Genomic DNA, 14,774 nt, shown 5'->3' with positions numbered 1-14,774 from the left:
TATCTCCTTTTCATTCAGAATGTGACCGTACAATCGTCAGAAGTTCCTCGATCGATTGAATATCCGTACGGTTTATAATGAGTCTTTTTCCAATGTTCAAACAGGCCCGTTTTGCTTTTAGCCTACGTTCCTTACAACTGATGCTCTCCAGGTCATCCACATGTGCAAGACCGATCGTCCTTCTGATACATTCACATCCTGCAAAGCCGATGCTGTCCCGGAAACTTTTCTCCAATACATATTCAAGATACCCATCGACTTTCGTATAGGCATCTCCGCTCTCTTTCCAATGTCCCGCGAACGTTGAAGAGAAAACGTGCCAAGTATTTTTGATAGTATCAAGAATGGTTTCTTTTTCTTCAGGATTTGAGACTACTTGGAAAATGAGGTTGGCAATAAACTGACCTATATCGAAACCAATTGGTCCATAAAATGCAAATTCCGGGTCGATCACTTTCGTTTGGCAGGTATCGACAAATATACTGCCCGTATGAAGATCCCCGTGCAGCAGTGCTTCGCCTTCAGTCAAGAAGCTCTTCTTTAATTTTGCCACCTCGAGTTTCACCTTGAAATCATCCCATAATTGTTGAACATCCTCGGTTAGTTCTTCCTCATAGTCATTAGTTTCGCTATTAAAGAAAGGATCCGTGAAAACAAGGTCTTCGGTAATTTTACATAGTTCAGGATTTGAAAATTCCTTCACATATTCCTTTTTCTTAAAGGGATGTAAGGCATAATCCGATGTGAAATACAATGTATTCCCGAGAAATGTCCCTATATCCTCTGATAGCTTAGGATATTTGCTTCCTTGGATTAGGCCTGTGCGAGCAATTGTGAGTTTGCTTAGATCCTCCATCACGGTAATGGCTAGTGCTGGATCAGAATAATATACTTCCGGTACGAGGTCTCCAACAAATGACCTCTGAAGATTTAGGGCACTCGCTTCAATCCTTGCCCTCTCGATAGTCAGGGGCCAGCTTTCACCAACAACTTTTGCATAAGGAAGAGCTTGTTTGATGATGATCCCTTTATCTGTACTCCGTTCAACTACATGAAAGACCAGATTCAGGTTTCCATCTCCGATTTCTTCACAAGTTAATTGAGAAGCATCATCAAAAATTTTTAGACGTTTGGCCAACGCTATGGCAGAAAGTTCAGTAAGTGGTTGATACGTATTGAGTTTGGTGAGTGCCATTGTATTTCCTCCTATTGATGCACCTTTTGGGGTGTGATGGAGGCTTTTCCGGGGCAATAGAAAAGCCTCTTCCATGTTTGAAAGAGGCTTGAAGATTCATCTTCGTCGCCTCTTATCTCTCAGAAAGACTATCTTTCTGTTGGAATTAGCACCGTGCCTTACTGGATTGATCAATCCGGCGCATAGAGCGCCCCGTTTTTCAACGGTATGATGGTCGGTTGCTGGGCTTCATAGGGCCAAATCCCTCAGCCAGCTCTTGATAAGAGTTGCGTACACTATTTAATTAATTTTCAGAATGTTTCATTTGAATTGAATAGTACCATTGAAGTATTTTCCATGTCAATGATTTTTTGAAATTAATAGAAATCCGGTCTCCGATCCTGGAAGATGGGAATTTTCCTACGGACTTCTTCTACCTCTTGCAGATCGATTGCGGCTGAAACCAGTTGTTCTGTGTGAGTACCTTGAGCAAGGATTTTGCCCCAAGGGTCAATGATGAGGGAGCACCCTCCAAACTCATTGTCAGGATCATTGCCAACACGGTTGCAGGCGATAACAAAGCATTGATTTTCGATCGCACGTGCCCTTAAGAGTGTTTGCCAGTGATCGATTCTTGCTCGCGGCCACTCAGCAACCACATAAACAACCTTGGCTCCCAATAGTACATGCTTTCTGAACCATTCTGGAAAACGGATGTCGTAACAAATGAGTCCAGCCATTTTTGTATCATCAAGAGTAAACATTCCGTCCTCATGTCCTGGAAGTAAATAAAGATGTTCATCCATCAGTTTAAACAGGTGAAGTTTTGAATACTGTTTGACCAACTGTCCGTTAGAATCAACGGCTAAAAGTGTATTTTTTACCCCTTCTTTCGTTTTGTTCGCAACAGATCCACCTATGATATGTATGGAATATTTTTTTGAAAGGGAAGTAAGGTAGGAAGAGGAATCCTTTGCTTCTTCATCTGCAATTTCATCCATCCTTGTAAGGTCATAGCCTGTTGTCCACAGCTCGGGAAGAACGACTGTATGACAGCCATCATCTTTTGCTTTTTTGACCCAATGTTCTACTTTTCCTTTGTTTTCTTCTGGACGCCCATATGCGATGTCCATTTGGGCGAGTCCGATCTTTTGAATCATTATCTTCACCTCATGTACTTTTTTGAATATATTCCTTTACATTCTTTATTCTTCGTTATATCATTTGTGACTAGAATTTGAAAGTAATTAATTTTCAAAAAATAAGTAGGTGAGTGTATGAAAAACTTTAAAAAGGCAGCACGTTTGGAGTTACTGCCTCAACAATTTTTCGCATCGCTGGCAGGAACAGTGAATGCTGCGATGAAAGAGGGGCATGACGTCATTAACTTAGGCCAGGGAAACCCGGATCAGCCGACGCCTCGGCATATCGTGGAAAAATTGACAGAAGCTGCAGCTTCTCCGATCAACCATAAATATCCTCCATTTCGAGGGTTAACGTCCTTTAAAGAGGCTATTTCTTCATTCTACTTCCGTGAATACGGGGTTAAGGTCGATCCGGAAACAGAAGTAGCCGTCCTGTTTGGGGGAAAAGCAGGGCTAGTTGAAATCCCCCAATGCTTATTGAATCCAGGTGACGGGGTATTAGTACCCGATCCAGGTTATCCGGATTATGTATCAGGTGTGGCTTTGGCGGAAGCTGAGATGATCAAGATGCCCCTGAAGGAAGAACATGGATTTCTACCTGATTATCGCATTCATTCCAGCGAGGAATTAGAAAAGACCAAATTGATGTTCCTCAACTATCCCAATAATCCTACTGGAGCAACCGCAACTGCATCATTTTTCGAAGGGACAGTGGAATTTGCGGCACAGCATGATATTTGTGTGATCCACGACTTTGCCTATGGCGCGATTGGATTCGATGGCAAAAAGCCCATAAGTTTTCTGCAAACAGAAGGTGCCAAGGACGTAGGGATAGAGATTTATACGTTATCCAAAACGTATAATATGGCCGGTTGGAGAGTCGGTTTTGCCGTTGGGAATAAGAGTGTCATTGAAGCGATCAATCTCCTGCAGGATCATTTATACGTCAGTCTGTTCGGGGCGATTCAAGAAGCAGCCACAACGGCTTTATTAAGTTCACAGAATTGCGTGGCCGAACTGGTTGCAACATACGAAGATAGAAGGAATCTATTAATCTCCGGACTTCAGGAAATAGGCTGGGAAGTAAAAGCACCACAAGGTTCCTTCTTTGCATGGCTGAAGGTGCCTGAAGGATTCACATCCGTGGAGTTTTCCACCTATTTACTTGAAACTATACACGTTGCTGTGGCACCGGGTGTAGGATTTGGAGAATTCGGGGAAGGGTACGTCCGAGTTGGACTATTAACCTCACACGATCGTATTAAAGAAGCGATTTCCCGTATAGAAAATTTAGAATTATTTCACAAAGGGGATTGACAGCAACCGGAAATGGTGCAATAATCCAACTGAATTATTTAATAATGAAATTCTTATCAAGAGCAGGCGGAGGGACCAGCCCTATGAAGCCCGGCAACCGACTTTTTTAAGCACGGTGCTAATTCTTGCAGCCAATGAGCTGACAGATAAGAAAGAGTGATGATTGAAAACCTCTTCTTATCGGGAAGGGGTTTTTTTGTTGTAAGGGAGATTAAGGGCAAGCGTGGAGAATGTCTGTAAGGAGGAAGAAATACATTGAGTGAAGTGATTGCAACATATGAAATAAAAGGGAAATCAGGTTCGTTTGAAAAAAAAGCTGAAGGAATCGCTCTTGGATTAACAGTCGGTTCATGGACGGACTTACCACTTCTGGAACAAGAACAATTACGCAAGTACAAGGGGAGGGTAGTTTCCGTCAGTGAGTCCGAAAGGGAAGATGGTACAAGTGGTTTGGTGCAGATTGGTTATCCGGGTCATAATTTTTCAAATGATCTACCGGCTGTCCTAACTACCGTTTTCGGGAAGCTGTCTCTGGATGGTGAAGTGAAATTAGTAGATTTAGAGTTTTCCGATGATCTTAAAAAGACTTACCCTGGACCGCGGTTTGGTATTGATGGCATCAGGGAGTTAACGGGTGTAAAGGAAAGGCCATTACTGATGAGCATTTTTAAAGGCGTCATCGGCAGGGATCTCTCATACTTGGAAAACCAACTAAAAGCACAGGCATTGGGTGGCGTCGACGTTGTAAAAGATGATGAAATTCTCTTTGACAATCCTCTCACACCATTTACTGAAAGAATAAAGACTGGGAAAAGAGTGTTACAGGAAGTGTTTGAGGAATTTGGTAAGAGAACACTATATGCCGTGAATCTTACAGGGCGAACTTCTGAATTAAGGGGAAAAGCTAAAAAGGCGCGAGAACTTGGGGCGGATGCCCTTCTATTCAATGTCTATTCCTACGGCCTTGATGTTCTCCAGGAATTGAGGGAGGATCCGGACATCTCCCTGCCGATCATGGCTCACCCTGCATTTGCCGGAGCAGTGGCTGCCTCGCCATCGTATGGTGTCAGTTATTCCTTATGGCTGGGCAAATTTCTTCGAATGACCGGTGCTGATTTTTCACTGTTTCCTTCTCCTTATGGGAGTGTCGCATTGAAGAAGGACCTGGTTCTATCCATTAGCGAAGAATTGACCAGGGAAGATCCTTTCTTCAAGAGAGTATTGCCTGTCCCTTCTGCCGGAATTCATCCGGCCCTTGTGCCGCTCTTGGTGAAAGATTTTGGTCTTGACTGTGTCATTAATGCAGGAGGCGGAATACATGGGCATCCGGATGGGGCAATCGGTGGCGGACAGGCATTCCTGCAAGCGATGGATGCCGTAATGGGAGGTGTGACTCTGCGGGAGGCTGCGGAAACTCATAGTGAGCTTCATAAAGCGCTATCCCTGTGGGGAGAAGAGGTGAAAGTATAATGACGCGTCCGATCATCTTTTGTGATTTTGATGGAACGATCACAGAAACCGATAATATCATCTCGTTAATGAAAACCTTTGCCCCACCGGAATGGGAGGCGATTAAAGATGACATCTTAGATCAGACCCTATCCATAAAAGAAGGAGTGAGCAGGTTATTCTCACTCATACCTTCATCAAAGAAAGAGGATATGGTTCAGTACTTAAGAGATTCAGCTGTCATACGTGAAGGTTTTGAGGAATTTGTGGATTATACGGCAAAGCACGGAATTCCTTTGTACATCGTAAGCGGAGGCCTCGATTTCTTTGTTCATCCCTTGCTGGAAGCATACGGTCCTTTTCATGGAGTCTATTGTAATGAAGCGAGCTTCAATGATTCAACCATTTCCATCCTTTGGCCCCATCCCTGTGATGAACAATGTGGAAGTGGGGGATGCGGTTGTTGTAAACCATCGATTCTTAGAACTTTGTCTTTATCCGAAGGTTCGAAGGTCTTCGTCATCGGGGATTCAGTCACAGATCTTGAGATGGCAAAACTGGGAGACACAGTGATGGCAAGGGACTTTCTTGCAGAAAAATGCATGGAAAATGGAATTCCCTTCATACCCTTCGAAACCTTTCATGACTGTAAGGAAGCCCTTGAGAAAGAAGGAGTGGTAAGATGAAACATTATCAGGAACAATGGGAAGAACTTGCTGAAATAAAAAGAGAATTAGCAGACAGGGACTGGTTTATGGGGACAAGCGGGAACCTTGCCATGCGAGTCGGTTCTGCTCCTGCCACTTTCCTCGTGACGGCAAGCGGTAAGGATAAAAGGAAGCATACAAAAGAAGACTTTCTCCTTGTAAATGCACGCGGTGAGGCGATGGAAGATACTCAATTGCGACCTTCAGCCGAAACGCTTCTGCACAGTCATGTCTTCACAGGAAGCTCAGCAGGCTGCAGCCTGCATGTACATACAGTCGCGAATAACGTGATCAGTGAATTGTATGGGGAGGCTGGTGTGATCACCATTAGAAACCAGGAACTGATTAAGGCGTGGGATAAATGGGGGGAACATGATTCCCTGGAGATACCAATCATTCAAAATCATGCACATATTCCAACTCTGGGAGATGAATTTCAACCTCATGTTAAAGAAGATAAAGGGGCAGTGCTCATTCGAAACCACGGCATTACGGTATGGGGACGAACCGGTTTTGAAGCTAAAAAACTATTAGAAGCTTGTGAGTTTTTGTTTCAATATAAACTCACTCTTTTATCTTTCGGCAGCAATCAATCCATTATTAAAGGAGGAGTCACATCATGACGACAATTAAAATCCAGGGAGAAAACCAAGTCATTGAAAATCAAGAAGAGGTAGTAAAGTATTTAAGTGAACAGGGAGTCATTTATGAACATTGGAACATCGGTAAACTGGATGAAAGCCTCCATGACAAATATGTATTGACGGAAAGTGATAAAGAACAAATATTGTCTGCATTTAAAGATGAAATAGAAGACATTTCAGGAAGAAGGGGATATCAGGCATGGGATATCATCTCCCTGTCGGAAGAGACACCCAATCTTGAAGAACTATTAAAGAATTTCCAACAGGAACATCATCATACAGATGATGAAGTTCGCTTCATCGTTAATGGGCATGGAGTATTTGTCATTCAAGGAAGTGACGGGGGGTTCTTTGAAGTACATCTGAATCCGGGTGATTTGATTTCCGTTCCTGAAAATATCCGCCACTACTTCACCTTAAACGATGATAAGAAAGTAGTCGCAGTCCGGATTTTCGTAACCAGTGAAGGATGGGTGCCAATCTATTAATCAACTATCATGATGATGCTTGGACAAAAAGGATTTTGGACAAAGTTATTGAGACTGGGACAAAAGGGTTTTAGATAAAGAAAAATCCATGTATTTAGCAGGTTCTAGCTGTTGATTGGAGTGCAAGACGAAGACTCCTGCGGGAAAAGTGGAATAGGTGAGACCCCGCAGGAGCGCAAGCTGTGAGGAGGCTCGCCTTCCGCCCGAGGAAAGCGAAGTCTTGCACGGAATCGGGCAGCGGTGTAACACGTAATCTCATTGTTCGTCTTTAGAGTGTATAGATTTTGTTATGTCCCAGCCTCTTTTTTTCTTTAGTTATTAAGTTGTTTTCCTAAAGATTTTTAGATTTGGACAGACGTAACTTTTGGCGAATAATGTCAAATAAAGAAACATTACTAGTTATTTTGTCTTGTTTTGCGAATCTATTTACTTTTCTGATAATACTTGCGATAATTCTCAAGTAACGATTTTACTTTATAAAGACTAGGAGATAAAAAGGAGTTTAGTAGAAAATGGGTCGCCTATTAAAACAAAAATGGTTATTAATGAGAATCAGTCAAAAACGCTCAGAAATGATTACCCTTGGAGGTAGCCTCGGACTTTGTGCGGAGGAGACAATCAAATGCAGCCAGCAATTGGACCAGCTTTTAAACGATTATGAAAAGTGCAAACATAATGTTGTGCCATTCACATCTCAGGAATCATCAAGTGAATTCGGTCAGTACATTAAAAGTTTATTAAAACGCACTGCATCGTGACCACTCATCAAGATCTCCCCATCATTCAAGGTTTACAAGAGAGAGAACCTTCGAACATTCCCACTTTCACATCTGGACAAACATTCTAATTTGTCGTAATTTCAAAAACAGAAGGGACGGTGCGCACGCACCGTCCCTTCTGTTTTATCCATGTTCGGATTCTGGAATTTGACAAAGAAAGCATTTATTTGTATAATATTTTGAAACTGAGATATTTATTTTTAAAGGAATGAATGCCATGAACCAAACTCAGGATTCAAAACAATCATTGAAGCTTTTCATAGTCCTGTCAAGAGCTTTTAAAGCCTTGAATGAAGAGATAAATAAGAATATTCAAGAGAATGGATTAAATCCCACTGAATTTGCCGTCCTGGAGCTCCTCTATCATAAGGGAGATCAGCCCTTGCAGCAAATAGGCGGAAAGATCCTGTTAGCATCCGGCAGTATTACCTATGTAGTCGATAAGCTGGAACAAAAAGGCTACCTTAAGCGTGTCGCGTGTCCTAAGGATCGTCGTGTGACCTATGCTCAGATCACTGAAAAGGGCAGAGAGTTAATCGATGATATATTCCCTAATCATGAAGAGCGGATTCACGAATTGATGTCTGCTTTATCTCCTGATGAAAAAGAAGAAACAATACAAATGCTCAAAAAGTTGGGACTATCCATTAAAGATCTGTCCTATTAAGCTCCATTAACCAACCTGCCCTGTCTATTCTAGATGGGGCTTTTTTTTTTGCAATAACAAATGATCAATTCTGTCCATTAACAGGAGAATCGGAATGTGAAGTCGAATAACTATATTCGGGATAAATTTAAGAGGAGGCACAATTTATGAAGTTTGAAGATTTTACATATGAAAGACCAAACCTGGAAGAGATTAAACCGATTTTCGAGGAGGTTCTCCAGAAATTCAAAGCTGCTTCGGATGTCTCTGGACAAGTGGAAGCCATTAAGGAAATCAATGAAATCCGGCATAACATCGATACGATGCAGAACATTTGCTACATCAGACATTCCATTGATACAAATGATGCCTTTTACAAAGAGGAGCAGGAGTACATCGATGATATGATGCCTGAAGTTTCAGGTATGGTGACGGAATATTACCGGGAGCTCGTGAATTCTCCATTTCGTCAAGAATTGGAAGATAAGTGGGGAAAGCAGTTGTTTTCTCTTGCAGAAAGTGAAATCAAGACGTTTTCCCCTGAAATCATCACATTGCTTCAAAAGGAAAATAAGCTGTCTTCCCAATATACAAAATTAATGGCGTCTGCGAAGATTCCATTTGAAGGAGAAGAGCGCACATTGGCTCAGATGGGACCCTTCACACAATCGGTGAACAGGGGTACAAGGAAAGATGCGGCCATGGCCACCATCTCTTTCTTCGAAGAAAACCAGGAAGAGTTAGATCGTATATTCGATGAATTGGTCAAACTCCGTCATAAGATAGCGACTACATTAGGATACAAAAACTTTGTGGAACTGGGTTACTATCGTATGACGAGAACGGATTATACACCTGATATGGTGAAGGTGTTCCGTGATCAGGTGAAGGAGCACATCGTTCCTCTTTCTACAGAGCTGAAAGAAAGACAAGGAAAGCGGATCGGTATCGACTCCATGAAATTTTATGATGAAGGATTTAAATTCACATCGGGAAATGCAGCTCCTAAAGGCGACCCTCAGTGGATAATTGAAAACGGTAAGAAAATGTACGAAGAGTTATCACCTGAGACAAAGGAATTCTTTGATTTCATGATTGAGGCGAACCTTATGGATCTGGAAGCGAAGAAAGGGAAAGCGGGAGGAGGATATTGCACGTATATCGCCAATTATGAATCACCATACATCTTCTCGAACTTTAATGGGACGTCCGGGGATATCGATGTGTTGACCCATGAAGCCGGTCATGCCTTCCAAGTGTACTCAAGCCGAGGATTTGATATACCGGAATACATCTGGCCAACGTATGAGGCTTGTGAGATACATTCCATGAGTATGGAGTTCTTCACTTGGCCGTGGATGAAATATTTCTTTAAAGAGGATACGGATAAGTATCAATTTTCTCATCTGAGTGAAGCACTGCAATTTCTTCCATACGGTGTTGCTGTCGATGAATTCCAACATTTTGTGTATGAAAATCCAGAGGCCACTCCTGCTGAACGCAATGCAGCATGGAGGAGGATCGAGAAAGAGTATTTGCCCCATAAGGACTATGACCATGTTTCATATTTGGAAAGTGGAGGGTTCTGGCAGCGTCAATCCCATATATACAATTCACCTTTCTACTATATTGACTATACATTGGCTCAAATTTGTGCTTTTCAGTTCTGGAAGAAAATGAATCTTGATCGAGAAGGAGCATGGGATGATTATGTCGCCTTATGTAAGCTGGGTGGCAGCCGTTCTTTCACGGAATTAGTGGAAGCAGCTGATTTAGACTCCCCATTCCGGGAGGGAACAGTCCAAAAAGTGATTGAACCGATCAGGCAATGGTTAAATGGGATAGATGATACATCCCTGTAAATGATATTTGGCAGCCGTACTTGTTGCGGCTGCTTTTCTTATGTCCTCACATTCTATACCGGCTGATTTCTAAGAGAATTATCTACTTTTGCTTCTGTTTTTCCCTGCTTGTACATAAGGTGAAGTAGAAGGTGTCAGAGGTGATGGGATGAAAAAAATTGCTGGATCGTTTCAGATAGCAGCGGTATATGTAGGAACAGTCATAGGAGCAGGATTTGCCACGGGAAGGGAAATTGTCGAGTTTTTTACCCGATTTGGATTTGTCGGGTTTATTGCCATTTTACTGAGCGGGTACTTATTCATTACGATGGGAACCAAGATCATGCTTAAATCCCATGATATTAAAGCGAAGTCTTTCGAAGAATTTAACGAATACTTATTTGGAAAATGGTTTGCGAGAATCATGAATATCGTAATGATGATCATGCTGATCGGCGTTTCAGCCGTCATGCTTTCAGGGGCAGGAGCCGTTTTCCAGGAGCAGCTCCAATTATCGAAGCAATTGGGCATTCTGTTGACCATCGCTTTGGGTTTTTTCACGATGATGGTGGGCATTAAAGGATTATTTGCTGTAAATACGTTTGTCGTTCCCCTTATGATTGTCTTTAATCTGTTTCTGATGGTGTATTCGGTTCGCCATGCAGCATTTTTAGACGCATTTCTGATGATTCCTCATGCTGAAGATGGCTGGAAATCGGTCGTGGCCCCTTTTTCTTATGTAGCCTTCAATCTCGCCATGGCACAGGCTGTTCTCGTTCCTGTTGCCGGAGAAGTGAAGGATCGGGAAATCATTAAATATGGGGGATATCTTGGCGGATTTTTTCTGACGCTTATTTTAATATCCAGTCATATCACTCTTGTCTTGATTCCGAACGTAACCGATTACCAGATTCCAATGGCGGTCGTGATGAAATCATTTGTATCCGGCTTTTACTTTGTTTATATCCTCATTATTTATGGTGAGATTTTCACATCCGTCATTGGAGGCGTATTTGGTCTTGAGAAGCAATTGAGTAATTATTGGAAGGGCCCTTCATTGTTGACTTTCACAGGTATTTTCTTGATGATTTATTCATTGAGCTTTTTCGAATACAGTGAACTTTTATCCTATCTGTATCCTCTGTTTGGGTACATGAGTTTGTTATTTATCATTCTTCTATGGATGAAACCGAATAAATAATCATTAAAAAGAGTAAAAAATGTGCCCGCTGCCCATGTTAATAGAGAATAAATATTGAAAAGGGGTGGCAATCATGACACAGTCCAAGCATGAAAAAGAAAGACAGTGGAATGTAAGGAAAGAAGAGCAGCATCCGCACGGAAAAGTTTCTTCGTTCAAGGAACTTTCAGAAGGAAAAAAAGAAAAACAATAATATAAAAACGGATGCTTGACGGCATCCGTTTTTTATTGGCTTAGATCTATGAACCATGATCATGATGATATGCGTCCTCCGTCTTGTACTTCTCGGGAAAATATTTATTTCGGACTTCGTCTTTATCCCAATCACCTTGCCCGCATCCCTTGGCCAGTTCGTCAAGGTGTCTCATGATGTACTGAATATCAAGGTTCTGGAGGCTGTCATAATCGATCCCTTCCAAAATATAATTCTTAAAGGTCCATACCATTTTCTGCGTTTCTTCGCTATTATTTTCACCGATCATTCTCAAGGAGCGGAGGATTTCTGCAATGATGGAAACATCCTGTTTCCCATAATGCCTCAATTGATAAAAGCTTTTGTATAGATGATCGACAAAGGTGGGTTGTTCTAATATGATTCGTACCTGATTTTCATCATCTGTCAAGTAAGAGCTGGGAAGTTTGTGTTTAGCGAGCTTCGATAGAATGATTCCGATCTCTTCGATACAGTTTTTCGCTGTATTGGGATCATTGATGGCGGGGGAAATGGCTCTTAAGGCTATTTCCACAAGCTTCCGGATTCCGAGCTCAATATCTTCCATAGGTTCTTTATCAGGGCCAAGTACAAGGTAGCTAAGATAATCTTCCCCATCTATATCATCTGTCATAGTCCAGATGGTCATAACGGGGGTTCCTTCAAGTAAGTATTCCCCAGGTGTTTTCACCATACGGACGATACTCTTGTCCTTTCCCGCTTTCTTGATCATTCCTTCTATATCGATTTGTTGTAGATATCCAGATGCTTCACTGTACATCGTAAAGGGCTCGGTTTCACTAAAGAAAGATTCATTGAAAGTCGATGGCTCATCTTGGATGGCATTTCTTCTGTATAAGTAACTATTATCAATTTTATTATTTGTCTTGATGGTAATGTTATGGATCAAATTACTAACCTTCACCCAATTAGATACATGATGGACGAAATAAACAAAGACAAATAGACAAATAACCGCAACGATTCCGGCAAATGCAGATGAAATGTATAATTCTTGACCTGATTCATCTTTAAGAAGAACCAGCAGAGTGATGCAGTACACCACACCCGAAACAAAAATGGCAAGCACACGTTGAGTAGGTCGGTCGTTGATGAAATTCTGTAAAGTCCTTGGTGAATACTGGGAAAGAAACGTTGTAAGGACAACCATGATGGTTGAAAAGGTAATGGTCGTCATGGTCATGATGGATGAAGCAATAGTGCTGATGATCGTCATCGATAGGTTGAAATTTGAGAACAACACCTTAGGGAATATCGGGTAGTCATGCTGACTCAACCACCAATCAAAATAAAAGGTGAGGAGAGAAAGCAATAAAGATATCATGGAGAATAAGAATGGGACAAACCAGAAACTTTTTTGGGCTTTATTAAAAATATGTATATTTATATTCATCTCGAGGGATCCACCTTATGAACAGTATGCTATAAGAATATCCTCAAAGCCGATGCATTAAACCTTTTCGCTTCAGTACTCAAATAATAATAGTGGAGGAAAGTCCTCCACCGAACATAAGCAGAGCTTATTTTCTATCAGGCCTTTACAATTTTATAGTTCTTGTGGTTCACTACGGTCTTTTCCTCCAACTCGAGCTCCCGATAATTTTTCATATAAGTTAAATCGACAATTACTGAATTTTCATTCACTTTTTCAACGATTCCTTTTAATCCTTCTTTAAATTCAATCACATTCCCTATTTCTGCTTTTTTCATCAAATGTCGCTCCTTTTTGCCAAAATTCTACAAACAATTACTAATATTTTGACGGAAAGTTTTGGAAAGGTAAAGAGTTTTCTAACAATTTCATTTAAAAATTATGGCTTGTGATGATCTACCTTTTGAAATTACAATAGTCATAGTAAGGATGGAGGTTTGTGTATGAGTGAAAAGGACATTCTTGAGCAACTGCAATTATTGCGTACAAGAGAAATTGATGAAATAAAGGTGTTGAAAGAAGATTTCCTCGCCTTTCGAGCAATACTTGTGAAACAGGAGGATTTTAAACATTTTCGGGGAATAGCCCAGCAAGGTGGAAATATCCTCTTTCATTATTTAGATACACAGAGAAGTTAAAAGAGTGGGGAACCCCCACTTTTTCTGTTTCGAAAGTGCTCTGTTCTTTCCTGGATTACGACCAGTATATGAGGCAACTCCTGTATTTAGTATTGAAGCTTGAACGATCAGTGGTAACCTTTACCTGCTGAAATTCTCCTTATACATTGTTATCTTATTGGTGAGCGCTTATTAGGAGGTAGAAGTATGATTAAGAAAAGCTTTATAATAGGAATTGCTGCACTTTCTTTCGTGACATTCTCTTCTCAAACATTTGCTGCAGGGGAAGTGCACACGGTAGAAAAGGGTGAATCCCTCTGGGAAATTGGTAAGGAGAAATCCGTATCCGTCATTCAACTAAAGAAAGAAAATGATCTTAAATCAAATGAAATATATCAGGGTCAATCAATCGTTATTCCTGACAGTGATGTAACCGCAGAAGATCGGGAGTTACTTGCGAAACTTGTTCATGCAGAAGCAAAAGGTGAACCTTATGCAGGTAAGGTAGCAGTCGCAACGGTTGTATTAAACAGGGTGGATTCTTCAGAATTCCCTGACTCTATTAAAAACGTCATCTATCAGGTTTCTAATGGACATTATGCATTTTCACCAGTACAAAACGGACAAATAAACCAGGCACCTTCACAAGAATCCAGAGATGCAGTTGATGAAGCCCTGGCTTTCAGAGGGCAGGGGAAAGGCTCTTTATTCTTCTATAATCCTGTAACATCTACAAGTGACTGGATTACAAGCAGGGAAACATTGTTGACGATAGGGAAGCATCGATTCGCTAAATAATGTATAGATATAATTGATATGAAAAACGTAAGTACTTTTCCTTTTCTCTAAGTAGAATTAATAGTAAAATAGAGAAAAGAAGCAGAGGTGATGTTGATGAACGGTACAATAGCCACACGAATTGAGGTCGTACGCTCGAAGATGATTCAGTCCGGGATTCGTTTTGGGTTGAAAAGCCCCACAACCATTCAACTGAGTGAAGAGCTGGATGCCTTGATCAATATTCATCAACGCAATGATACTAAAAAGACAAGTCAAAGAAAGATCATTCAATAAATAGAAGGTTAACCTATGAAATCGCCCT

The 14,774-nt window shown here is 41.3% G+C and carries 17 protein-coding genes and 2 riboswitches; of the genes, 13 read left to right on the top strand and 4 right to left on the bottom strand.

Annotated elements, in window-relative coordinates:
- Positions 1 to 10: 10 nt before the first annotated feature.
- Together mtnK and KYJ26_RS19780 are read right to left on the bottom strand one after the other, a co-directional pair.
- Positions 11 to 1,195 (bottom strand): S-methyl-5-thioribose kinase, encoded by a 1,185-nt coding sequence (gene mtnK, locus KYJ26_RS19785; RefSeq protein ID WP_219169265.1) that lies wholly within the window; start codon positions 1,193 to 1,195, stop codon positions 11 to 13.
- Between the two features lie 109 nt (positions 1,196 to 1,304).
- Positions 1,305 to 1,461: riboswitch (SAM riboswitch) on the bottom strand.
- Between the two features lie 90 nt (positions 1,462 to 1,551).
- The gene (locus KYJ26_RS19780) at positions 1,552 to 2,334 is read right to left on the bottom strand and encodes a carbon-nitrogen family hydrolase (protein ID WP_219169264.1); all 783 of its coding nucleotides are present in this window, start codon (positions 2,332 to 2,334) and stop codon (positions 1,552 to 1,554) included.
- 117 nt (positions 2,335 to 2,451) lie between these two features.
- Between KYJ26_RS19780 and KYJ26_RS19775 the strand changes: the two genes are divergently transcribed.
- The 10 genes from KYJ26_RS19775 to KYJ26_RS19730 all read left to right on the top strand — a co-directional run bounded on the left by KYJ26_RS19775 (position 2,452) and on the right by KYJ26_RS19730 (position 11,584).
- Entirely contained in the window at positions 2,452 to 3,636 is a 1,185-nt protein-coding gene (locus tag KYJ26_RS19775; RefSeq protein WP_219169263.1) for a pyridoxal phosphate-dependent aminotransferase, read from the top strand.
- Between the two features lie 50 nt (positions 3,637 to 3,686).
- Positions 3,687 to 3,789, top strand: a riboswitch (SAM riboswitch).
- A 102-nt stretch (positions 3,790 to 3,891) separates the two neighbouring features.
- Positions 3,892 to 5,106: a 2,3-diketo-5-methylthiopentyl-1-phosphate enolase gene (locus KYJ26_RS19770; protein ID WP_219169261.1), complete on the top strand. Its 1,215-nt coding sequence runs from the start codon at positions 3,892 to 3,894 to the stop codon at positions 5,104 to 5,106.
- A complete protein-coding gene (locus tag KYJ26_RS19765; protein ID WP_219169259.1) occupies positions 5,106 to 5,771 on the top strand; it encodes a 2-hydroxy-3-keto-5-methylthiopentenyl-1-phosphate phosphatase in 666 nt (221 codons plus the stop codon). Before KYJ26_RS19770 ends, KYJ26_RS19765 begins: the two co-directional genes overlap by 1 nt.
- The gene (locus KYJ26_RS19760; RefSeq protein ID WP_219169258.1) at positions 5,768 to 6,415 is read left to right on the top strand and encodes a methylthioribulose 1-phosphate dehydratase; all 648 of its coding nucleotides are present in this window, start codon (positions 5,768 to 5,770) and stop codon (positions 6,413 to 6,415) included. Before KYJ26_RS19765 ends, KYJ26_RS19760 begins: the two co-directional genes overlap by 4 nt.
- Positions 6,412 to 6,924, top strand: coding sequence for a 1,2-dihydroxy-3-keto-5-methylthiopentene dioxygenase (locus tag KYJ26_RS19755; protein WP_219169256.1), 513 nt, complete (start codon positions 6,412 to 6,414; stop codon positions 6,922 to 6,924). Before KYJ26_RS19760 ends, KYJ26_RS19755 begins: the two co-directional genes overlap by 4 nt.
- Positions 6,925 to 7,436: 512 nt before the next feature.
- Entirely contained in the window at positions 7,437 to 7,682 is a 246-nt protein-coding gene (locus KYJ26_RS19750) for an aspartyl-phosphate phosphatase Spo0E family protein (RefSeq protein WP_257475131.1), read from the top strand.
- 238 nt (positions 7,683 to 7,920) lie between these two features.
- Complete coding sequence (locus tag KYJ26_RS19745) at positions 7,921 to 8,370, top strand: MarR family winged helix-turn-helix transcriptional regulator (protein ID WP_219169254.1); 450 nt, start codon at positions 7,921 to 7,923, stop codon at positions 8,368 to 8,370.
- A 146-nt stretch (positions 8,371 to 8,516) separates the two neighbouring features.
- Positions 8,517 to 10,211: a M3 family oligoendopeptidase gene (locus KYJ26_RS19740; protein WP_219169253.1), complete on the top strand. Its 1,695-nt coding sequence runs from the start codon at positions 8,517 to 8,519 to the stop codon at positions 10,209 to 10,211.
- Between the two features lie 148 nt (positions 10,212 to 10,359).
- Complete coding sequence (locus tag KYJ26_RS19735) at positions 10,360 to 11,391, top strand: YkvI family membrane protein (protein WP_219169250.1); 1,032 nt, start codon at positions 10,360 to 10,362, stop codon at positions 11,389 to 11,391.
- A 73-nt stretch (positions 11,392 to 11,464) separates the two neighbouring features.
- Positions 11,465 to 11,584 (top strand): DUF6254 family protein, encoded by a 120-nt coding sequence (locus tag KYJ26_RS19730; protein ID WP_219169248.1) that lies wholly within the window; start codon positions 11,465 to 11,467, stop codon positions 11,582 to 11,584.
- A 46-nt stretch (positions 11,585 to 11,630) separates the two neighbouring features.
- Here the strand turns inward: KYJ26_RS19730 and KYJ26_RS19725 are convergent, their stop codons facing one another.
- Both KYJ26_RS19725 and KYJ26_RS19720 read right to left on the bottom strand, forming a co-directional pair.
- Complete coding sequence (locus KYJ26_RS19725; RefSeq protein ID WP_219169246.1) at positions 11,631 to 13,016, bottom strand: DUF2254 domain-containing protein; 1,386 nt, start codon at positions 13,014 to 13,016, stop codon at positions 11,631 to 11,633.
- 137 nt (positions 13,017 to 13,153) lie between these two features.
- A complete protein-coding gene (locus KYJ26_RS19720; RefSeq protein ID WP_206851117.1) occupies positions 13,154 to 13,333 on the bottom strand; it encodes a YkvS family protein in 180 nt (59 codons plus the stop codon).
- A gap of 165 nt (positions 13,334 to 13,498) precedes the next feature.
- On the opposite strand from KYJ26_RS19720, the gene KYJ26_RS19715 reads away from it, so the two are divergent.
- The 3 genes from KYJ26_RS19715 (at position 13,499) to KYJ26_RS19705 (ending at position 14,746) form a co-directional block, all read left to right on the top strand.
- Positions 13,499 to 13,693, top strand: coding sequence for a hypothetical protein (locus tag KYJ26_RS19715; protein WP_219169244.1), 195 nt, complete (start codon positions 13,499 to 13,501; stop codon positions 13,691 to 13,693).
- 186 nt (positions 13,694 to 13,879) lie between these two features.
- Positions 13,880 to 14,470: a cell wall hydrolase gene (locus KYJ26_RS19710; protein WP_219169242.1), complete on the top strand. Its 591-nt coding sequence runs from the start codon at positions 13,880 to 13,882 to the stop codon at positions 14,468 to 14,470.
- 96 nt (positions 14,471 to 14,566) lie between these two features.
- On the top strand, positions 14,567 to 14,746 hold the full coding sequence (locus tag KYJ26_RS19705; protein ID WP_257475130.1) for an aspartyl-phosphate phosphatase Spo0E family protein: 180 nt from the start codon (positions 14,567 to 14,569) through the stop codon (positions 14,744 to 14,746).
- Positions 14,747 to 14,774 lie beyond the last annotated feature (28 nt).

Origin of the sequence: Rossellomorea orangium (assembly GCF_019334305.1) — a bacterium.
GTDB lineage: Bacteria > Bacillota > Bacilli > Bacillales > Bacillaceae_B > Rossellomorea.
This window is presented reverse-complemented; position numbering and strand designations above follow the sequence as displayed.